The 19,623-nt window shown below is 74.1% G+C and carries 18 protein-coding genes; 6 read left to right on the top strand and 12 right to left on the bottom strand.

The window, feature by feature from the left end:
- Positions 1-90 precede the first annotated feature (90 nt).
- The 3 genes from ASF17_RS13615 to ASF17_RS13610 are packed head-to-tail and all read left to right on the top strand — an operon-like array spanning position 91 to position 3,763.
- Positions 91-1,293 carry a glycosyltransferase gene (locus ASF17_RS13615; protein ID WP_162236428.1) on the top strand — a complete coding sequence of 401 codons (1,203 nt, stop codon included), beginning with the start codon at positions 91-93 and terminating at the stop codon, positions 1,291-1,293.
- The gene (locus ASF17_RS15380) at positions 1,290-2,372 is read left to right on the top strand and encodes a glycosyltransferase family 4 protein (RefSeq protein WP_156357442.1); all 1,083 of its coding nucleotides are present in this window, start codon (positions 1,290-1,292) and stop codon (positions 2,370-2,372) included. Before ASF17_RS13615 ends, ASF17_RS15380 begins: the two co-directional genes overlap by 4 nt.
- The gene (locus ASF17_RS13610; RefSeq protein WP_055801177.1) at positions 2,369-3,763 is read left to right on the top strand and encodes a polysaccharide biosynthesis tyrosine autokinase; all 1,395 of its coding nucleotides are present in this window, start codon (positions 2,369-2,371) and stop codon (positions 3,761-3,763) included. Before ASF17_RS15380 ends, ASF17_RS13610 begins: the two co-directional genes overlap by 4 nt.
- Positions 3,764-3,888: 125 nt before the next feature.
- Here the strand turns inward: ASF17_RS13610 and ASF17_RS13605 are convergent, their stop codons facing one another.
- The 6 genes from ASF17_RS13605 to ASF17_RS13580 all read right to left on the bottom strand — a co-directional run bounded on the left by ASF17_RS13605 (position 3,889) and on the right by ASF17_RS13580 (position 10,442).
- Positions 3,889-5,085 (bottom strand): glycosyltransferase, encoded by a 1,197-nt coding sequence (locus ASF17_RS13605; protein WP_082475395.1) that lies wholly within the window; start codon positions 5,083-5,085, stop codon positions 3,889-3,891.
- On the bottom strand, positions 5,082-6,377 hold the full coding sequence (locus ASF17_RS13600; RefSeq protein WP_055801172.1) for a hypothetical protein: 1,296 nt from the start codon (positions 6,375-6,377) through the stop codon (positions 5,082-5,084). The genes ASF17_RS13605 and ASF17_RS13600 overlap by 4 nt, the downstream gene beginning before the upstream one ends.
- Positions 6,374-7,606, bottom strand: coding sequence for a hypothetical protein (locus tag ASF17_RS13595; protein WP_055801168.1), 1,233 nt, complete (start codon positions 7,604-7,606; stop codon positions 6,374-6,376). The genes ASF17_RS13600 and ASF17_RS13595 overlap by 4 nt, the downstream gene beginning before the upstream one ends.
- Entirely contained in the window at positions 7,603-8,676 is a 1,074-nt protein-coding gene (locus ASF17_RS13590) for a glycosyltransferase (protein ID WP_055801165.1), read from the bottom strand. The genes ASF17_RS13595 and ASF17_RS13590 overlap by 4 nt, the downstream gene beginning before the upstream one ends.
- 10 nt (positions 8,677-8,686) lie before the next feature.
- A complete protein-coding gene (locus tag ASF17_RS13585) occupies positions 8,687-9,943 on the bottom strand; it encodes a nucleotide sugar dehydrogenase (RefSeq protein WP_055801162.1) in 1,257 nt (418 codons plus the stop codon).
- A 91-nt stretch (positions 9,944-10,034) separates the two neighbouring features.
- Positions 10,035-10,442 (bottom strand): DUF3151 domain-containing protein, encoded by a 408-nt coding sequence (locus tag ASF17_RS13580; protein ID WP_055801158.1) that lies wholly within the window; start codon positions 10,440-10,442, stop codon positions 10,035-10,037.
- 100 nt (positions 10,443-10,542) lie between these two features.
- Here ASF17_RS13580 and ASF17_RS13575 point away from each other — a divergent pair, with 100 nt between their 5' ends.
- Positions 10,543-12,537 (top strand): glycosyltransferase, encoded by a 1,995-nt coding sequence (locus tag ASF17_RS13575; RefSeq protein WP_055801153.1) that lies wholly within the window; start codon positions 10,543-10,545, stop codon positions 12,535-12,537.
- Here ASF17_RS13575 and ASF17_RS13570 read toward each other — a convergent pair.
- On the bottom strand, positions 12,488-13,156 hold the full coding sequence (locus tag ASF17_RS13570) for a TrmH family RNA methyltransferase (protein ID WP_055801151.1): 669 nt from the start codon (positions 13,154-13,156) through the stop codon (positions 12,488-12,490). The two genes, ASF17_RS13575 and ASF17_RS13570, sit on opposite strands and share 50 nt — an antisense overlap.
- 174 nt (positions 13,157-13,330) lie before the next feature.
- On the opposite strand from ASF17_RS13570, the gene ASF17_RS13565 reads away from it, so the two are divergent.
- Positions 13,331-14,143, top strand: coding sequence for an HAD-IIA family hydrolase (locus ASF17_RS13565; protein ID WP_055801148.1), 813 nt, complete (start codon positions 13,331-13,333; stop codon positions 14,141-14,143).
- A 42-nt stretch (positions 14,144-14,185) separates the two neighbouring features.
- Here ASF17_RS13565 and ASF17_RS13560 read toward each other — a convergent pair whose 3' ends face one another.
- The 5 genes from ASF17_RS13560 to pyrE all read right to left on the bottom strand — a co-directional run bounded on the left by ASF17_RS13560 (position 14,186) and on the right by pyrE (position 18,658).
- Positions 14,186-15,223, bottom strand: coding sequence for a ketoacyl-ACP synthase III (locus tag ASF17_RS13560; protein ID WP_082475394.1), 1,038 nt, complete (start codon positions 15,221-15,223; stop codon positions 14,186-14,188).
- On the bottom strand, positions 15,220-15,909 hold the full coding sequence (locus ASF17_RS13555; protein WP_055801145.1) for a NeuD/PglB/VioB family sugar acetyltransferase: 690 nt from the start codon (positions 15,907-15,909) through the stop codon (positions 15,220-15,222). The genes ASF17_RS13560 and ASF17_RS13555 overlap by 4 nt, the downstream gene beginning before the upstream one ends.
- Positions 15,906-16,133 (bottom strand): phosphopantetheine-binding protein, encoded by a 228-nt coding sequence (locus ASF17_RS15660; RefSeq protein WP_055801141.1) that lies wholly within the window; start codon positions 16,131-16,133, stop codon positions 15,906-15,908. The genes ASF17_RS13555 and ASF17_RS15660 overlap by 4 nt, the downstream gene beginning before the upstream one ends.
- Positions 16,134-16,208: 75 nt before the next feature.
- A complete protein-coding gene (locus ASF17_RS13545; protein WP_055801137.1) occupies positions 16,209-18,110 on the bottom strand; it encodes a hypothetical protein in 1,902 nt (633 codons plus the stop codon).
- Positions 18,107-18,658 carry an orotate phosphoribosyltransferase gene (gene pyrE / locus ASF17_RS13540; protein WP_235476645.1) on the bottom strand — a complete coding sequence of 184 codons (552 nt, stop codon included), beginning with the start codon at positions 18,656-18,658 and terminating at the stop codon, positions 18,107-18,109. The genes ASF17_RS13545 and pyrE overlap by 4 nt, the downstream gene beginning before the upstream one ends.
- Positions 18,659-18,767: 109 nt before the next feature.
- Here pyrE and ASF17_RS13535 point away from each other — a divergent pair, with 109 nt between their 5' ends.
- Positions 18,768-19,604 carry an exodeoxyribonuclease III gene (locus tag ASF17_RS13535; RefSeq protein WP_055801131.1) on the top strand — a complete coding sequence of 279 codons (837 nt, stop codon included), beginning with the start codon at positions 18,768-18,770 and terminating at the stop codon, positions 19,602-19,604.
- Positions 19,605-19,623: the final 19 nt, after the last annotated feature.

Raw genomic sequence — 19,623 nt, 5'->3', positions numbered from 1 at the left:
GGAGGCGCGGGTCGAGCATCAGCCGACCCGCGCCTCCTGCTGTGGCATGTCGTCTTGACGTTCCACATGTCGGTGAACAAAACTGTCGTGATGCACACGATCCCCGCGAAACCTCCGCCCGCCGTCCTGGCCTACCCGATGCACGGCCAGGGGAAGTTCACCACCGAGGGCTATCGCACGCGCGACGCGCATCTCGTCGAATGGCTGGGGCGCCTCACGGGCGGCCGGGGCGGCGTCGCCGTCGTGTCGCGACCCGAGCCGGTCGTACTCCGCGCCGCGGGTGCCCTCCGCCGCGTCGGGGGCCCTCGAGGCGACGGAGGGGGCGTCGCCGCCGGCACGCACCCCGTCGAGACGACGACCTGGCGTCTGCCCGACCCGCGCGACCGGCGCCGGTGGTGGACGCGTTCGGCGGACGCGTACCCGGGGCTGCCCGACGACTGGCGCGACGTGCCCGCGGTCGTCTGGAACCCCTTCACGGCGCTGGCGCTGCCGCGCTCGAATCCCTTCGTGACCGGGCGGACGACCGTGCTGGATCTGCTCGACGACTGGAGCGTGCACCATGCCTTCGCCGGCATCCGCGCCGATGTCGAGCGCGCCTACTCGGCCGCCTTCGCCAGCGCGTGTCACGTGACGGCCAACGGCGAGGGCACGGTCGCCCTCGCCCGGCGGTTCGGCCGCGACGACGTCGTGCTGCTGCCGAACGGCTGCGATCCCGAGCGGTTCGACGACACCAGCGCGGCCTCCGGGCCGCTCACCGTCGGGTACGTCGGCAAGATCGGGCGCCGGCTCGACCTCGACGGCATCATCGACTGCATCGAGGCGGAGCCCGAGGTCGGGTTCGTCTTCGCCGGCCCGGTGCTCGACCGCGGCTACCGCCGGCCGCTGGCCTCGATGCCGAACGTCACCCTGCTCGGCGACGTGCACTACGACGACGTCCCGGCCCTCCTGCGGAGCTTCGACGTCGGGTGGGTGCCGCACCGGGTCGGCAGCTCGGGAGGCTCCCCGGGCGGCGAGGTCGGGGGCGACATCATCAAGACGTACGAGTACCGGGCGGCGGGGCTGCCCGTGCTGACCACCCCCGTCGACGGATGCGACAGCCGGGGGCTCGACGGCGTGACCGTCCTGCCCCTCGACGGCCACGCCGCCCGACTCGGCGGGTGGCGACGCTCCGGACCACGGGTCGCCCGTCGACCGAGCGTCATCCCGCACGACGCGACCTGGCGCCCCAAGGCCGAGACGATCCTGGCCGCGGCGGCGGGGTCGCCGTCGCCGGTCGCCGAGGCCGCTCGATGAGGGTCGCCCTCGTCGCAGCCCCGCTCATGGCCCGGAGCGGCGTCTACCGCTCGGCCCACGACCTCGTCGGCGCAGCACGCGCGCGGGGCCTGCCCTGGACTGCGCTGATCGGGGTCCGGCCCGAGGCGCCCGGTGCGGTGACGCACTCCCCCGGCGTGACCGAGACGTCGATCTCCCGGCACGGCGTGGACGTCCTCCGCGACGTGCACCGCATCGTCCACGCGGACCCCGACGTCCGCCGCGCCGACGTCGTCATCTCTCTCGTTCCCCAGAGCGACATGGTGGTCGCCGCGTCGCGGACTCTTCGCCACGGACCGCGGATCGCCTGGGTGCGCGGCCTGCCCTGGCCGGCCGCCGGCGAGCAGGCCCGTGCCCGCCGCCTGCTCCTCACGACCCTCGAGTCGCGGGCGCTCCGCCGCCTCGACGACGTCTGGGCCACATCGCCGTCACTCGCCGACCAGGTGTCGAGGGTCCGCGAACCCGCGATCGTGCAGGCCGGGGTGCCCGGCCTGCCCCGCACCTCGACCGGTGAGCAGGAGGGGCCGCTCGTCTGGGCCGGGCGGCTCTCGGTCGAGAAGGGGCCGGGCGAGTTCCTCGACCTCGTGCGCCGCGTCGGGGGCCCGGCGCGCCTCCACGGCACCGGTCCGCTCGACGACGAGCTGCGCGCCCGCCGACCCGACGGACTCGAATGGGCCGGCTGGCTCCCCGCGGACCGGCTCTGGGGCGACGCCGGCGTGGCCGTGACGACGTCCTTCCGCGACGCCTTCGGACGCAGTCCCGTCGAGGCCGCCTCGGCCGGCGTGCCCGTGCTCCTGAGCGAGGGAACGGGCGCGGCACCCGCCCTGTACACCGATCCGGGGCTCCGCCGGCGCTTCGTCCTCCCCCTGGACGATCACGGGGCCTGGGACACCGCCGTCCGCGACCTCCGCCGCGATCCCGACCTGCGACGCCTCGTCTCCGACCACGTCCACTCCACCGCCTCCGAGCTGACCATCGACCGGTCCCTCGACGCGGCGCTGCACCGGCTCGCCGTGCTGGCACCGCACCTCGCTCCCCTCGAACGGACGGCCAGCCGATGACCCCCCTCGACCTCCTCGGCGCCCTGCGCCGGTCCGCGCTGCTGGTCGTCGCCATCACCCTCGTCGGCATCGCCCTCGGCGCCGCCGCCGTCGCGATGACGGCTCCGCTCTACACGTCGTCGACCCTGCTGTTCGTGTCGGTCCGTTCGGCCGCCACGACGACGGCGGGCGAGCTCGTCCAGGGCAACGCCGCCGCGCAGCAGAAGGTGCAGTCGTACGTGGGCGTCGCGACGAGCCCCCGGGTCCTGCAGCCCGTCGTCGACGATCTCGACGACGAGACGACCCTCTCGTCGTTGGCACCGCAGGTGTCCGCCGAGACACCGGTCGGCACGGTCAACATCCGCATCACGGTGGTCGACGCCGACCCGTCCCGGGCCGCACGGCTCGCCGGCGCGATCGCCGAGAGCTTCCGCACGGTCGTCGTCGACGAGCTCGAGACGCCGGCCCCCGGCGGCACGAGCCTCGTCGGCGTCGAGACGCTGGCGCCCCCGGTGGTCGCGACCACCCCGTCGAGTCCCGACCTGGTCGTCGATCTGCTGCTCGGCGGCCTGGTGGGGCTCTGCGCCGGCGTCGCGGCCGCCGCCCTCCGGGCCCGCCTCGACACCCGCATCCGCAACCGCGCCGACATCGAGGCGGTCACCGGCGGCCCCGTCCTCGGCGCGCTGGCCTTCGACCGCGACGCCGGGCAGCGACCGCTCGTCGTCGCCGTGGACCCGCGGAGCCCGTTCGCCGAGTCGTTCCGCGCGCTGCGGACGAGCGTGCAGTTCATCGGCCTCGACCGCACGGCACGCTGCCTCGTCGTGACCTCGGCACTGCCCGCCGAGGGCAAGACCACCACCGTGGCCAACCTCGCCGTGGCGCTCAGCGAGACCGGCTCGAAGGTGATCGTGGTCGACACCGATCTGCGCCTGCCCCGGCTGGCGGAGCTCCTCGGTCTCGAAGGGGCCGTGGGGGTCTCCGACGTGCTGCTCGGGCGGGCGGATCTCGCCGACGCCGTCCAGCCGTGGGGCCGCGGCGGCCTCGCCGTCCTCCCCGCGGGCACCCTGCCGCCCAACCCGAGCGAGCTGCTCGGGAGCAACCGCATGGCCGACCTGCTCGGCGAGCTCGCCCGGCACTACGACCACGTCCTGCTCGACGCCCCGCCCCTCCTCCCGGTCACCGACGCGGCCGTGCTGAGCCGACTCGCCGACGGGGCGATCGTCGTGGCGGCTGCCGGCCGCGCGACCCGCGGGCAGCTGGCCACGGCCCTCGAGACCCTCTCGTCGCTCGGTGCGACCTCGTTCGGAGTCGTCGCGACGATGCTCCGACCGACCGGCCCGCAGTCGTACGGGTACGGCTACGGCTACACGGCGCCGCGCACGGCACCGGAGGTCGACCCGGCGACGGCCTGAGGCGCGCCGCGCAGCGGCGGACCACGTCGGCGGACCACTCGCGTCGTCGCACGGGCGCTCCGTCGCACCGACGCGTCGTCGCACCAAGACGTCGTCGCACGCACAGCCCGTCGCGCCGGGCGGAGTCAGCCGAGCAGCTCGCGCAGTCGGGACTCGTAGGCCGCGCAGACGTCGCTCCAGGCGTAGTGTCGCCGAGCTCGTCGGCGGACCGCCGCGCCGAGGTCGGCCCGCCTCGTCGGGTCGTCGAGGAGCCCCACGACGGCACGGGCGATCTCGCCGGGCTCGGGGGCGACGAAGACGCCGGTCTCGCCGAGCACCTCGCGGTTGTAGACGGTGTCTCGCGCGACGACCGGCGCCCCGCAGGTCATCGCCTGCACGAGGGCGGGGTTCGTCCCCCCGACGCTGTGCCCGTGGAAGTAGACGCCGGCGTTCCGCCAGAGCGCGAAGAGGCGGCGGTCGTCGCGCAGGTGACCCAGGTGCTCGACGTTCGGGTATCGGGCGGCGAGGTCGGCGACACGCTCGTCGAGAGCCCCGCCGTAGCCGCTCGTGCCGACGATCACGACGGGGTGTCGTCGCGCGATGAGCTCGGCCGCCGCGACGAACTCCGCCACGGTGTTCTCCGGGACGAGACGAGCCACGAACAGCACGTAACCGCCGGGCACGAGAGCGGAGTCGGCCTCGGCGAGCTCCGCCGTCGAGGCGTCCGGCGCATCGGCACCGTAGGGCACGAACACCCCCTCGACCCCGAACTCGTCGCGCCAGCGACGTTCGATCTCGCGGGCGTCGCAGACGATGCGATCGGCCCAGCGGGCCGTCGCGACCGCGCCGGCCCGGAACACGGCGCGCGCCAGGCGACCCCACTTGGCGCGCTCCCACTCGATGCCGTCGACGTTGACGAGCGTCGGCACGCCGCGCCAGCGCAGCAGCGGCAACCAGAAGCCGTTGGCGCAGTTCATCACCAGTACGACGTCGGGTCGCCGCCGCACGGCGTCCGCGGTGGCCGTGAACCCGTAGGTCAGCGTGCTCAGCGAACGCGTCTCGAGCCCCCGGGTCTCGCGACGCACGATGCGCGGGTCGGCCCCGTCGGCGGTCGTCGCCCCGGGGCGGCCGTAGACGGTGACGTCCCAGCCGGCGTCGGCGAGCGCGGGAGCGAGTCGGCGGACGGCCGTCTCGAACCCGCCGTAGTGGCTCGGGTATCCGCGCGTGCCGATGATCGCGACCCGGGGACGGCGCTCGCCGGGGCCGAGGGGGTCTGCGACGGCTGCGGAGACGGCTCGGCCGGGCTGCTGCTGCTGCTGCTGCTGCTGCTGCTGGCGGATCATGGGGCGCTCCCTGGTGGGTCGAGGTCGAGGTCGGGGCCGGGGTCGGGCGGGCGACCGGCGAGCGCCGCGGCACCGGATGCGAGGACGGTCATGGAGGGCCAGAAGACGTAGTCGAAGGTGACGAGCATCCCGACGAACACGGCGCAGAGCGCCCGTGCCAGGGGGTCTCGGGTCGCGAGCGCGATCACCAGGACGGCCACCGACAGGGCGACGCCGAGGACCCCCTGGGTGGCGAGCGTGGTCACGAGCTGGTTGTCGAGCACCCAGAAGCCGTCCTGAGGGAAGAGCCCCTCGTCGTAGAGCCGCTCGACGGTGCCCACCCCGCTGCCGAACACGACCTCGAGCAGGGGCCGGCCCAGGAGGCGGGGGACGGATCCGATGGTGCCCGCCCGGTTCTCGTACGATCCGGACGAGACGAACCGGTCGGAGGCGACGCCGAGCTCGTCGACGAAGACGACGACGGCGACTCCGACGCCGAGGAGGGCCGCGGCGGCGCGGACGGCCCCCCGCCCCTCGCTCGCCGCGACGACGAGCACGGCGACGGCCAGGATGGCGGCGAGGACGACGCTGCGACTGCCCGACAGCAGCATGCCTACCATCAGAGCCGAGGCGACCAGCACCCGGGCGGGCAGCGGGACCCGGCGGCCCGCGGCGACCGTGACCACGAACGCCGTGCACAGGACGACGCCGTAGGTGATCGGATGCCCGAGGGTCCCCTGCACGCGCTCGAGCCCCCCGGGCAGGAGGGTGTTCACCAGCACGTAGTCGTTCACGTCGCGGTGGCGGCGCCCCCAGGGCACCGGGTCGCCCGTCGCGAACTCGACGAGACCCAGGGCGACCTCGAGCGATGCGATGACGACGACGCCCGCCCCGAGCACGCGGAGGTCGGTCGGCGAGGCCCGGAGCACGCACCAGGCGGCGCCGACGGCCAGCGCCCCGACGCGCACCGTGAGCCCCACGGCCTCGGGGTCGCCGACGACCGTCGTCGCGAGCGCCACGGTGAAGGAGACCGCGGTCAGACCGACGATCGCTCCGCCCCGGGGAGCCGACGGCGCGCCGGGGCCCAGGGCCGCCGCCGCCGCCAGCAGGCCGATCGCGCCGTAGACGGCACCCGTGCGGACCCCCTCGGGCGCCGCCGACGAGGCCGTGGCCACGAGCAGGGCCACCGCAGCCACCAGGACCGCACCGCGCCGGGCCGCAGCGGGCACGAGCAGAGCCCCGACCGTGCCGGAGGACCCGACGATCAGCGCCGCGGCGCCGACGACGCCCGCGTCGACCGAGCCGCCGATCACGTCGGGGACCCCGGGGAGGCGCGGCGCGAGCCGACGAGGAGGGGCACCACCACCGCGGCCTGGACCCCCACGGCGACGGCCTCGGCGGCCGCGACGCCGAGGAGGGCCCCGGTCGCACCGCCGGCCGCGCCGCCCCACAGCACGCCCGTCACCCCGATCGCCGCGGCCGCGATGGCGGCGACGGTCGTGACGCGGACGACCCCGAGCGTGACGAGCGCGAGGCCGAACGCCCGGGACAGGCACGTCAGGGCGACGAGCAGGGCGGCCACGGCGACGGCGCCCTGCTCGACCTCGACGACGCCGGTGAAGAGCACCTCGACGGCGGGCGGCAGGGCGACCAGCACGGCGACGGCCGAGGCCAGGGCCAGGGCGGCGTTCACGGCGAGCGACGCGACGGTGCGGCGCACGGCCAGGTCCGCGTCGGGGGTGCCGACCCACACCTGCAGCCGCTGGGGGACGATCGCGACGACGCCGAGCCCGGCTCGGGCCAGACGGTCGATCGCGCCGAAGGCCGCGACGGAGCCCGGCGCCACGCTCTGCAGCAGGGCGGCGGGCAGCGTCTTGTACAAGGCCGTGACGGCGCGGCCCGTCGTGACGACGAGCTGCCCCCGCACGATGGACGGCACGGCGAGGAGGCGTTCGCCGGTGGGGGTGATCCGGACGCCCACGGCCCGACCGGCGGCGACCAGGGTCACGGCCGCCGCCGTCAGCGACGCGAGGCCGTACGCCTCGAGCGGGCCGCCGACCGCGATGACGGCCGCCGCCGCCAGGGCGAGGACGACCCGGGGCACGGCCTCGCAGAGCAGGGTGAGACCCGGTCTCCCGAGGCCGACGGAGAGCCACGTGGGGCTCAGGGCACCCGCGGCGATGCCGAGGGTCAGCAGCACCGCCGCCGCGCGGTGCTCGTCGACGAGAAGCGCCACCGCGACGGCGGCGATCGGAGCGACGACGACCAGGGCGACGAGACGCGAGGCGAGGGCGTCGTGATGCACCTCGGCGCAGCAGGCCGGGTCCCGCGCCACGCGTTGCGGGCCGACGACCACCCACCCGAGCTCGGCGACGACCGCGGCACCCGCCCCGACCGAGAGCGCCACGGCGCAGGCCGCCCAGCCGTCGGCGCCGTAGCGGCTCGTGACGGCGGGCACGACGGCGAACGGGGCGAGGGCGGCGACGAGAGGCGAGGCGCCGTAGAGCAGCAGGGTCGTGACCTGGCCGAGGAGGCGCGTCACCGTCGGTCGCCCGCCGCGCCGAGGTGCGCGTCGAGGCTCGCGTACCCCCGGGCCACGAGGGCCTCGAGAGCCGGTGCGACCGGGCCCGGGGTGCGAGCGGTCGGGCGATGATCGCTCCGCCCGAATGCGACGAGGGCCGCGGCCACCGACGAGGCGTCGCCCGGTTCGGTCTGCACGAGTCGCGCCCCGGCCACGACCTGCAGCTCGTCGAGGGCGGTGCTGCGCTGGGTGATGACCGTCCGACCGCAGGCGAGACCCTGCCAGACCTTGTTGGCCACGACCGATCGCGCCTTGGCCGAGTCGCCGAAGACCCCCAGCACGACGTCGCTCTCGGCGATGGCCGCTCGGAGATCGCTCTCGGGAACAGGATCGACGAACCGGCAGGAGGCGCTCAACCCGGAGCGGTCGACCAGTCGGCGGATGCCGTCCCGACGCGGTCCTCCCCCGATGAGCGTCAACTCGACGGACCGGTGCGGCACGGTCATCTCGAGGGCCTCGATGACCGTCTCGGTGCCGTGGAGGGGGATGTAGTTGCCGTAGTAGAGGACCCGGAGGGTGCCGCCCGGATCCGTCGGGGGCAGGTCGCGCGCCCAGGCCGGCGCACCGACCGGGAGGACGACGACCGGGGTCGAGCCCCCGAGACGGCGGAGCGACTCCGCTCGGGGCTCGGTGTCGCTGAGGGCCACGTCGGCGAGGCGGACGGCGAGCCGATCGAGCAGTCGGAGCCGCAGCGCCCGCAGCGACCCCGGTCGGACGGACCCCCAGTCGAGCACGGCCGTCTCGTGCAGGCCGATGAAGCAGTCGACGACCAGCAGGGCCCCGCGGAGCCGGGACGCGAGCCAGGCCCAAGGCGCGTGGCTCGACCGCATCTCGGAGACCACGATCACGTCGACGTCGCGGGAGCCGCGCCAGAGTCCCCGTGCGTCGTCGAGGGCCCGGACGAGGCGCCCCCGACGACGGCTGCGGGCGGCGACGACGACTCGGGCCCCGTAGCGCTCGGCCAGGTGGCCGCGGATGCGGGAGTTCCGCGGGTAGGCGTCGTCGTGGACGCCGTAGTAGAGGACCTTCACGTCGTGACGGTCAGAGCGCCACGACGTGGTCGCCCGTCAGCACGTGGCGCGTGTCGAAGGTGGGCACGCCGTGGAGCAGCGAGAGGTCCACGCCGTCGTGATCGGTGACCACGACGGCGGCGTCGACCTCGGACACGACGTCGCGGACCAGGTCGACGCGACGGATGTCGGCGGGCCAGTACCGCTCGTGGACGTGCGGGTCGACGGCGACGACCTCGGCCCCCTGCTGCAGCAGGGAGCGGGCGATCTTGAGGGCCGGAGCCTCGCGCACATCACCCGAGTTCTTCTTGTACGCGAGACCGACGAGCAGCACGCGCGACCCCCGGACCGACCTCGAGCAGTCGTTCAGCATCGACTGCACCCGCTCGACGACGTGGTCGGGCATGTGCTCGTTGACGTCGTTGGCCAGGTCGACGAACCGGAACGGCTGACCGAGTCGGCGTCTCACCTGCCACGACAGGTAGCTGGGGTCGATCGGCAGGCAGTGACCGCCGACGCCCGGGCCCGGCGTGAACCGCATGAAGCCGAAGGGCTTGGTCGACGCCGCGTCGATGGCCTCCCAGACGTCGACTCCGAGTCGGTGCGCGAAGACGGCGAGCTCGTTCACCAGCGCCACGTTGACGTGTCGGAACGTGTTCTCGAGCAGCTTCGTCAGCTCGGCCTCGCGGGTGCCGGAGACCGGGACGGTGCGGAGGACGAGGTCGTCGTAGAACCTCGTGACCGCCGTCAGCGAGGGGGCGTCGATGCCCGAGACGACCTTGGGGGTCTCGACGAAGCCCCACCGGCGGTTGCCGGGGTCGATGCGCTCGGGGCTGTAGCCGACGTGGAAGTCGCGACCGGCGCGGAGGCCCGAGCCCTGTTCGAGGATCGGCACGACGAGCTCGTCGGTCGTGCCCGGATACGTGGTCGACTCGAGGATGACGGTGGCCCCGTGCCGCAGCCGCCCGGACAGCGACCGCGAGGCGCTCTCGACGAACGAGAGGTCGGGCAGACCGTCTCGGAGCGGGGTCGGCACGGTGATGACCGCGACGTCGAAGTCGTCACCGACCTCGTCGTAGTCCGATGTGACGTGATATCGGCCCGAATCGGCCGCGGCCCGGAGGGCCTCGTCGGTGACGTCGTCGACGTACGACGACCCCGCCAGGAGGCCGTCGATCCGGTCGCGGTCGAGATCGACGCCGACGACGCGGTAGCCGACCTCGACCGCTCGCATCGCCAGGGGCAACCCGACGTACCCCTGCCCGACGACAACGACTGTGCTGCTCATGCCTACGCCCCTCTCGACGCCCCCTCGTGGGGGCGGTGGGGCAATCTAAGCACAGACGATATGGCAACCGAAAGATATTACACAGCGCCGCTCACGACTCGATGCCCGCGACCGCCGTCGGGTCGGCGTCGTCGAGGAAGGTCCCGAGGCGCTCGACCTCGGACTCCTCGCCGATCGCGGCAGCCCCTCGGCGGAGCGCGTAGAGCGAGCGGAGCACGCCCCGGTTCGGCTCGTGGCTCCACGGCACGGGACCCTGCCCCCGCCAGCCCGCGCCGCGGAGGGCGTCGAGCCCCCGGTGATAGCCGACCCGCGCGTAGGCGTAGGCCTCGAGGTGCGCGCCCCGCGCCGCCGTCTCGTCGGACAGCAGCGCCCACGCGAGCGACGACCGAGGATGCGCGGCCGCGACCTCCGCCCGGGTCATGGTCTCGAGGTCGGCGAGCACCTCGGGCTCGGCGGGCAGGCGGGTCTCGGGAACACCGAGCAGGTTCTGGGAGGGCATGCGGACCAGGCTATCCGCCGCACGAGGGGAGGCGCTGGGCCTGTCGCTCTCTGTCAAAATAATGTAAAGTATCTCATGTTTGCAGATCGTCAGGAGACCCATGCCCTCGCCCCTCGTGTCCGTCGTCATCCCGGCGATCGCCGTCGACGACTACCTGCTCGAGGCCGTCTCGTCGGCCCTCGGGCAGACGTGGTCGCCCCTCGAGGTCGTCGTCGTGCTCGACGGGGCCACGGGAGACGAGGACGCCCTGCCGGCCGACCCGCGCCTCCTCGTGGTCCGTCTCCCCCGCCGCAGCGGCACGCCGTTCGCGCTGAACGCCGGGATCGCCGCGTCGCGGGGGGAGTTCGTCGCCCGCCTCGACGCCGACGACCGGGCCGAACCCGAACGCCTCGCCCGGCAGATGGAGGTCTTCGCCTCGCGTCCCGACCTCGTGGCGCTCGGATCGTCGGTGACGGTCGTCGACGCCGAGGGGACGCCCCTCCGCCATCTCGCCGCCCTCTCGGGCCGCGATCTGCGACGCGCACTGCTGACCCGGAACGTCCTCACCCACTCGGCGACGACCTACCGCCGCTCCGCCTTCGACCTGGTGGGCGGCTACGACCTCCGCTGCACCCGGATGCAGGACTACGACCTCTGGCTGCGCCTCGCGACCGTCGGTCCGATCGACAACGTGCCCGAGGCCCTGACCTCGTACCGCGTGCACGACGGGCAGCACAGCCGCCGGACGCCGCCCTGGGGCGCGGCGAGCCGCAGCGTCCTCGCCGGGCGCCGCCGACTCGCGGCAGCGCTCGGTTCGCCGCCCTCCGCCCAGCGGGCCCGCGACGCGGTGTGGAGCGCCGCCCAGATCACGCGGCACCTGGGGCTCCGGCGCCCTCGCTACCTCCCGTCGCCGATCACGCGGCGGTCACGCCGCGGCGTGCTGCTCGTCACGACCGCCGACGTGAGCCTCGACGTGCTCTACGCGGGTCAGGTGCGGCACTGGCTCGGCCGCGGCGTCGCCCCGCTGGCGATCGCGTCGGGCGACACGGGTCGCCTGGCCGCGGTCGGTCGCCGGGAGGGCGTGCGGGCGCACGCGCTCCCGCTCGTCCGCGACCCGTCGCCGGTCGACGACGTGCGCGCGCTCGTCGCGACCACCCGGCTCCTGCTGCGTCTGCGGCCGGCCGTCGTCGTCTACGGCACGCCCAAGGCGTCACTGGTCACCGCGCTGGCGGCGGCCGTCGCGCGGGTCCCCCGCCGGGTCCACGTGCTGCACGGCCTGCGGCTCGAGACCCAGACGGGTCTGCCGCGCCGCATCAGCCTCGCCGCCGAGCGCATCGTGGCCGCCTCGTCGACCGAGACGGTCGCCGTCAGCGCATCGCTGGTCGACACCTGCGGCGAGCTCGGCATCCCGACAGCCACGACGACGGTGCTCGGCGACGGCTCGGTGGGCGGTGTCGACGTCGAGGGGTTCGCGGCGGCCGGCCGGGACCACGGGCGGCGTCGCGCGGTCCGCGCGGCGCACGCCATCGACGAGGACGCCCTCGTCGTCGGCTTCGTCGGCCGGGCCTGCGCCGCGAAGGGCCTCGTCGAGCTGACGTCCGCCGTCGCCCGACTCCGACGGGAGGGCCTCCCCGCGCACCTCGTGATCGTGGGCCCCGACGAGGGCCTGGCCGACCTCCCGCCCGAGACCCTCCGGCTCCTCGACGGGGACGGGTTCGTCGTGCACGGCCCCGTCGACCACGCGTCCGAGGTGCTGGCCGCGTTCGACGTGCTCTGCCTGCCCTCCCACCGCGAGGGCCTCGGCTCGGTCGTGCTCGAGGCGAGCTGCGCCCGGGTGCCCGTCGTCGTCAGCGACGCGCCGGCCCTCGCCGAGGTCGTCCGACACGGCGTGACCGGACTCGTCGTGCCCCGACATGACGACGTGGCGCTCGCCGGCGCGCTCCGTGCCGTCCTGACCGATCGCCGCCTCGCGGCCTCCCTGGCGGCGGCCGCGGCGGAGTCGGTGGCCGAGCGCTTCGACCACCGCGCCGTCTGGGATCGAGCCGCCACGCACCTCCTCGGGCATCTCAGCTCGGCGGGCGCCCGAACCGGTGCTGACGCACCCACGCGTGCATGACGACGGCTGCCGCGGCCGACGCGTTGATGCTGCGGGTCGACCCGAACTGCGAGATCTCGAGCACCGCCTCCGACGCCGCGAGCGCCTCGTCGCTGAGACCGGGCCCCTCCTGACCGAAGAGCAGCACGCAGCGCTCCGGCAGGTCGAACGTCTCGATCGGCACCGACCCCTCCACGTTGTCGACCGCCAGCACGGGCAGCCCGGCCTCCTGCGACCACGCCAGGAACGACTCGACGTCGGGGTGGTGCACCACGTGCTGATACCGGTCGGTGACCATGGCTCCGCGCTTGTTCCAGCGGCGACGACCGACGATGTGGACGGTGTCGGCCGCGAAGGCGTTCGCGCTCCGCACGATCGACCCGATGTTCATGTCGTGCTGCCAGTTCTCGATCGCCACGTGGAACGGATGCCGGTGCGCGTCGAGGTCGGCGACGACCGCCTCCATCGTCCAGTACCGGTACCGGTCGATGACGTTGCGCGAGTCGCCGTCGCGCAGCAGGTCGCGGTCGTACCGGTCGTCGGCCGGCCATTCGGACTCGCCGCCGGGCCAGGGGCCCACCCCGTGCCGAGGAGGCGTGGTCCCGCTCGCGGTCGGGTCGGGGGCGTCGTCCTGGGGCATCGGACCAGGCTACGGCCTTCGACATCCGGGAGGCGCGCCTCCCGGGGTTGCGGACGGTGCGATCCGCGGGCGCGAGCCTCGCCGACGCGGCCGAGGCGTCGTCCGCCGCTCCGAGGAGGGCGGGCCGCGCACCGGACCGGGGTGGAACGGAGGGCGGCTCAGTAAGGTGTCGTCATGGCTCCCCGCGACGAGGTCGAATGCTGGCTCACCGACATGGACGGCGTGCTCGTGCACGAGAACCACGCGCTGCCGGGCGCCGCCGCTCTCATCCAGCAGTGGCAGGACGAGGGCACGCCGTATCTCGTCCTGACCAACAACTCGATCTTCACGCCCCGCGACCTCGCCGCCCGGCTGCGCGCGTCGGGCCTCGACGTGCCGGAGGAGCGCATCTGGACGTCGGCGCTCGCGACCGCCGACTTCTGCCGCTCGCAGATGCCGAACGGATCGGCCTTCGTGATCGGCGAGGCCGGGATGACGACGGCCATGCACGAGGCGGGGTTCATCATGACCGAGACCGCGCCCGACTACGTCGTCGTGGGCGAGACGCGCAACTACTCGTTCGACGCCATCACGAAGGCCGTGCGCCTGATCCGCAGCGGATCGCGCTTCATCGTGACGAACCCGGACGCCACCGGGCCGAGCGCCGAGGGCGTGCTGCCCGCCACCGGGGCCATCGCCGCGATGATCCAGGCGGCCACGGGCAGGTCGCCGTACGTGGTCGGCAAGCCCAACCCGATGATGTTCCGATCGGCCATGAACCGCATCGGGGCCCACAGCGAGAACACCGCGATGATCGGCGACCGCATGGACACCGACATCATGGCCGGCATCGAGGCCGGACTGCACACGATCCTGGTCATGACCGGCATCAGCGATCAGGCCGAGATCGAGCGGTATCCCTTCCGGCCGAACGAGATCCTCACCGGGGTGCACGAGCTGGTGCGCGCCGAGCCGGTCGAGTCCGACGTCGTGCCGTCGGAGTTCTGAGCCCGCCTGACGCCCGGCGCCCGCCGCCGCGCCGCCCCGTGATCAGAGGTCGACGACCGCGGCCGCCCAGGACAGACCGACGCCGAACCCGACGAACAGGGCCTTCTGACCCCGCGAGGCCCGCCCGCCGGCGAGAGCAGCCTCGAGCGCCAGGGGGATCGACGTCGACGTGGTGTTGCCCACCTCGTGCATCTCGACGACGAACCGGGACGGGTCGATGCCGAGCTTCCTGCGGAGGGTCTCGAGCATGAAGGCGTTCGCCTGATGCAGGACGAACACGTCGATGTCGTCCATCGTGACGCCGGCCGACCGGAGCGAGCGGTCGACGACCTCCGGGACCACCCGCAGCGAGAACGTGAACACCTCGGGGCCGTTCATGTACAGGTCGCGCCCCGACGGCGTCAACCCGCGGGCCGCGGGCAGCGACTTCGGAGCGAGCACCGACGGGTCGGCGAACCCGCCACCGGGGACGATCAGGTGCTCCACCCCCGAGCCGTCGGTGCCGTAGGCGAAACCGGTGAGGGCCGGCGCCTCCGCCGACGCCGTCACGAGGGAGGCGCTGGCGCCGTCGCCGAAGAGCGACCGCAGCTGCCGGTCGGCCGGGTTGATGAAGCGCGAGATCGTGTCGACGGTCACGAGCAGGATCGTCCGGGCCTGCCCCGACTCGATCAGGCCCTTCGCGACCCCGAGGGCGTAGACGTAGCCCGAGCAGCCCACGGTGAGGTCGAGCGCGCCCACACGGTTCGGGAGACCGAGCCGGTGCTGCACGAGGGAGGAGGTCGACGGCATGGTGAAATCGGGGCTCTGCGTGCAGAGGAGCAGGAAGTCGACGTCGTCGCGATCGATGCCGTTCTCGCGGAAGAGCCGCTCGGCCGCGCCGACGGCCAGGTCGGACGAGGTCTCGCCGTCGACGACGTGGCGGCTGACGATGCCCGTCTTCGCCGCGAGGCGGTCGATGTTCTCGGGGGCGAATTCGCGGTTCAGCTCGTCGTTGTCGACGACCCGCGGGGGGACGAACGACGCGACCGGCCCGAGGGCGGCGTAGCGGAAGGGAGCCGAGGAGGCGCGGGTCGGGCTCATCGCGCAGCCCCCGGCAGCATCACGGCCGGCACCCCGAAGACGGTCGACTCGGGGCGGACCCGGCGGAGGACGACGCTCCCGGCGCCGACGCGGGCCGAGGCGCCGATCTCGACGCCCGGGCTCAGGACGGCGGCCGTGGCGACGAACACCCGGTCGCCGACCGTGACCCCGCCGAGCAGTTTGGCCCCGCCGCTGACGGTGGCGCCGTCGCCGACGACGACGTCGTGGCCCAGCGCGGCCGACGCCTGGAGCCAGACGTGCGCACCGACCGTCACATCGGTCGAGACCACGACGAACGGATAGACGACAGACCCTTCGCCGATGCTCGAACCCGGGAGGATCACGGCGGTGTCGTGGACGAAGGTGGCATAGGCGGCTCCGACGGCGTCGAGCCGCTCGACCACGGACGCCCGCGACCGCGGCTCGCCGATCGCGCAGAGCACGAGGTCGGCGGAGTCGGGGACGTACGCGTCGATCGTGGAGACGACGGGTGCCGGCGACCCGGGTCGTTCAGCGGCATCGTCGACGAAGACGACGTCGTCGATGCGATGCGCGGCGAGGAACCGCGGTGACGACCGCACCAGGGCGAGCAGCTCGCGACCGGCGCCGCCGGCCCCGACGAGGACGAGGCGACGGCGCGTCTCGGCGAGCGCCGGGGTCTCGACGGGATCGAGATCCGCGGTCACGCGAGGACGGGAGCGGTCAGCGCCTGGACGTCGGCCAGGGTGACGCATCGAGCCAGCGCTTCGGCGTCGACGACGACGCCGCAGGAGGAGTCGGCTTCGGCGATGAACATCGCGTTGGCGAGGGAGTCCCAGCCGATGTCGGAGAGGCGGTCCGTCAGCGCCAGGGAGCCGGGTGCGGCGTCGACGAGATCGGCGGCGAGGGTGAGCAGGTCGGTGTCGTTCATGAGTCCTCACGGGGGTCGAGGAGCACGGCTGCGCTCCGACCATCATGCTACCCGTGGTACATGTATTTCACAATATCAATCCTCATCTTCTGAGGTGACGACCGGCCCCTCCGGCGTCACGCCGATCGACCACGACGTCGTGGCGACGAGCGCCTCCGTCGAGCCGAACGCCGATCGCCCGAGGAGGAAGAGCGCGAGGAGCGCCAGCACGATGACCACCGCGGCACCGACCCCGAGGAGGATCTTGCGTCCGCGCGGCCAGTCCTCGATGCCGCCTCCCGAGGAGGCGCGGGTCGAGCGGGATCCGGCGTCGCGCCTCCTCGACGGGGTCTTGCCGGTCGCGACGGGGTCGGGCTCGGGCTCGGGCGACCGGGAGCGCCTCGGGCCGGGTCGATCGCCGGCGGCGGGACCGGCGTCCGCGCCGGGACCGGAGTCGCCGAACAGGGGGGCGAGCGGCGAGTCCGACGGGGTCCGGCGGGCCCGGAGGGGCAGCGCCGACGTGGCTGCGTCGTCGATCCCCTCGTCGTCGGACGACACCGGACGCGGCCGGTCGACGTCGTCGCCGCCGTCGGCGTCGTCAGCGAGCGACCACGACCCGGCGGGCGGCCCGTCGGACGGCTCCTCGGGTTCGGGCTGGCGGATGATGCCGAGGATCTGGGTGAAGGTCGGCTCGGGCTCGGAGTCGCCGGGGGATGCGGGCGACGAGGCCCGGACGTCGGCGGGCGCTCCGTCGACCGGCGCAGTCGCCGGAGCACCAGCCGGGGGCGTCTCGACCGGGGGCGTCGCCGCCGGCGGCGGCAGGTGACCCGCGGCCTCGGCGAGACGGCGCTCTCGACGGGTCATCTCGTGGTGCTCCTCGACCCACCACGGGGCGCCCGGCGTCGAGGCCGGCGTCTCGGGCGCGGCGGGCTCGGCGGCGGGGTTCCCGGACGTGGCTTCCCCGGGAGCGGGGTTCTCGGGTGCAGGGTCCTCGGACGCGGCGGCCTCGGGAGCAGCGTTCTCGGACGCGGCGGCCTCGGGAGCAGCGTTCTCGGACGCGGGGGCCTGCGATACGAGGCCCTCCGGCGCGGCAGCAGCGGGCGCCTCGGGCGAGGAGGGCTCGATCGTGCGCGTCGCGACGGTGGGGGTCTCGACGACGGGGGTCTCGACGACGGGAGGGGCGTGGTCGACGACCCGCTCCTCCTCGTCGACGGATCCGGCGTCGGCGGGCAGATCGAAGGCGCGGGTCGCGGTGTCGGAGACCACCACGTCGTGCGCCTGGGTGGGCGGGAGTTCATCGACGGCGGGCGCGGGCGCTGGCGGCGCGGCCTGCGGCGTCGGCTGCGACTCGACGGGAGCAGGTGCGGAGGGCGACTCCGGAGGAGCGACCTCCGACCGCGCGGTCTCGGACTCGGGCGGCAGGGCGTTCCAGTCGAACGTGCGAGGCTCGGCCGAGATGTCGGACGCGGCGGCCGGCGTCGTCAGGATCGCCGTGAACGGACCCGGTTCGCCGGAGGGCGAGGGCGTCGAGGTCGGCACGGGAACGGACCGCCCGGGCTCGCCATCCTCGGGCCTGTCGGCGGAGCGCTCGACGGCGGAGGGCTCCGCGGGCGAGGGCTCCGGGGGCGAGGGCTCCGGGGACGAGGCGGGGCGAGCGTCGTCGCTCGGAGTCGTCGGGGACTCGTCGGGGCCGGGGCTCATCGCCCCGCGGAGCGCGCCGAGATCGAGGGCCATGGGGTGACCGGAGCTCCGCGTCACCGCGGTCTCGTCGGTCGGCGGGGGCGGCACGGCCAGGAACGGCAGCTGCGCGGCCCGACGGGGGACGACCGGGACGACCGGGACGGGCGGCGTGGCCTCGCGAGGCGACTCCTGCTCCTCGTCGGACGCGGGCTCGGAGTCGGAGACCGGCTCCGTGCCGGGCTCGAACTGCGCGGCGAGCCAGTCGCTCGGGTCGCGGTCGGCGTCGTCGACGCCGCGACCGGCGGGTTCGTCCGTCACGGCTGCAACCCGAGATCGTCCAGGCCGATGGCGGCGAGGTAGGGATAGCCCGCGGCCTCGATCACCTCTCGGGCGCCGGTGCTGCGGTCGACGACGACGGCCACGGCGGCGATCACCGCGCCGACGGCCTCGAGCGCCTTCGCGGCGGCGAGGGGGGACCCACCGGTCGTCGAGGTGTCCTCGAGCACGATGACGCGCTTGCCGGCGAGCTCGGGGCCCTCGACCTGCTTGCCCCGGCCGTGGTCCTTCGGCTCCTTGCGCACGACGAAGGCGTCGTAGTCCTTGCCGAGGGCGACGCCCTGGTGCAGCACGGCGGCCGCGATGGGGTCGGCGCCCATGGTCAGCCCGCCGACGGCGAACACGTCGGGGACCCCGTCGATGAGGTCGACCATGACCCGGCCGATCAGCGGCGCGACGCGGTGGTCGAGGCTGACCTTGCGGAGGTCGATGTAGTAGGTCGCCTTCTTGCCGCTCGTGAGCGTGAAGTCGCCGTGGAAGACGGCCTCGGAGCTGATGAAGTCGATGAGCTGGGTGCGTGCGTCGGTCACGACCCACATGGTACGGCAGACCCCTCCACAGGCATCGAGGCCGCCGGTCCCCCGTCGTCGAGGGCTCCGTCGGGGGCTGTCGCCGCGCCTCCCCGGTAGCGTGGTCGACATGCGAGTCGCCACCTGGAACGTCAACTCCGTCCGCGCCCGAGCAGGCCGTGTCGTCGACTGGCTGGTGCGTGAGGACGTCGACGTCGTCGGCCTGCAGGAGATCAAGTGCAAGCCCGAGCAGTTCCCGTTCGACGCGTTCCGCGAGGCCGGCTACGAGGTCGAGCTGCACGGTCTCAGCCAGTGGAACGGCGTCGCGTTCGCCAGCAGGCTCCCGATGGACGACGTCGAGATCACCTTCCCGTCGCAGCCCGGCTTCGCCAAGGGCCACGAGGGCGCCGATCAGCCGAAGGAGGCCCGGGCCATCGGCGTGACCGTCGAGGGCGTCCGGCTCTGGAGCCTCTACGTGCCCAATGGTCGCGAGCTCGGCGACCCGCACTACGACTACAAGCTCGACTGGCTGGCCCGGCTGGCCGACGAGACGCGGGCCTGGCTCGCCGAGACGCCCGACCTGCCCCTGGCCCTGATGGGCGACTGGAACGTCGCGCCCCTCGACTCCGACGTGTGGGACATGTCGGTCTTCGCCGGCAGCACGCACGTCAGCGCGCCGGAGCGCGAGGCCTTCGCCCGCTTCGAGGAGGTCGGGCTGTCCGACGTCGTCCGCCCGCGGATCCCCACGGGCTACACCTACTGGGACTACAAGCAGCTCCGGTTCCCCAAGAACGAGGGCATGCGGATCGACTTCATCATGGGCTCGAGCGCCTTCGCGGATCTCGTGACCTCGGCCGCCATCCACCGCGACGAGCGCAAGGGCGACGCCCCGAGCGACCACGTGCCGGTCGTCGTGGATCTCGATCTCGACACCGAGCTCGACGACGACAGGCCGATGATCTTCTGATCCGACGCGGCCCACCCGC

Origin of the sequence: Frigoribacterium sp. Leaf263, from assembly GCF_001422285.1 — a bacterium.
GTDB lineage: Bacteria > Actinomycetota > Actinomycetes > Actinomycetales > Microbacteriaceae > Frigoribacterium.
The sequence above is the reverse complement of the archived record's forward strand: the minus strand, read 5'-3'. Positions and strand labels throughout refer to the sequence as shown.

Excerpts from the sequence above, each read along its gene's own strand:
- ASF17_RS13615 (WP_162236428.1), top strand. The coding sequence starts at position 91 with ATGCACACGATCCCCGCGAAACCTCCGCCCGCCGTCCTGGCCTACCCG.
- ASF17_RS15380 (WP_156357442.1), top strand. The coding sequence starts at position 1,290 with ATGAGGGTCGCCCTCGTCGCAGCCCCGCTCATGGCCCGGAGCGGCGTC.
- ASF17_RS13610 (WP_055801177.1), top strand. The coding sequence starts at position 2,369 with ATGACCCCCCTCGACCTCCTCGGCGCCCTGCGCCGGTCCGCGCTGCTG.
- ASF17_RS13605 (WP_082475395.1), bottom strand. The coding sequence starts at position 5,085 with ATGATCCGCCAGCAGCAGCAGCAGCAGCAGCAGCAGCAGCCCGGCCGA.
- ASF17_RS13585 (WP_055801162.1), bottom strand. The coding sequence starts at position 9,943 with ATGAGCAGCACAGTCGTTGTCGTCGGGCAGGGGTACGTCGGGTTGCCC.
- ASF17_RS13580 (WP_055801158.1), bottom strand. The coding sequence starts at position 10,442 with ATGCCCTCCCAGAACCTGCTCGGTGTTCCCGAGACCCGCCTGCCCGCC.
- ASF17_RS13575 (WP_055801153.1), top strand. The coding sequence starts at position 10,543 with ATGCCCTCGCCCCTCGTGTCCGTCGTCATCCCGGCGATCGCCGTCGAC.
- ASF17_RS13570 (WP_055801151.1), bottom strand. The coding sequence starts at position 13,156 with ATGCCCCAGGACGACGCCCCCGACCCGACCGCGAGCGGGACCACGCCT.
- ASF17_RS13565 (WP_055801148.1), top strand. The coding sequence starts at position 13,331 with ATGGCTCCCCGCGACGAGGTCGAATGCTGGCTCACCGACATGGACGGC.
- ASF17_RS13560 (WP_082475394.1), bottom strand. The coding sequence starts at position 15,223 with ATGAGCCCGACCCGCGCCTCCTCGGCTCCCTTCCGCTACGCCGCCCTC.
- ASF17_RS15660 (WP_055801141.1), bottom strand. The coding sequence starts at position 16,133 with ATGAACGACACCGACCTGCTCACCCTCGCCGCCGATCTCGTCGACGCC.
- ASF17_RS13535 (WP_055801131.1), top strand. The coding sequence starts at position 18,768 with ATGCGAGTCGCCACCTGGAACGTCAACTCCGTCCGCGCCCGAGCAGGC.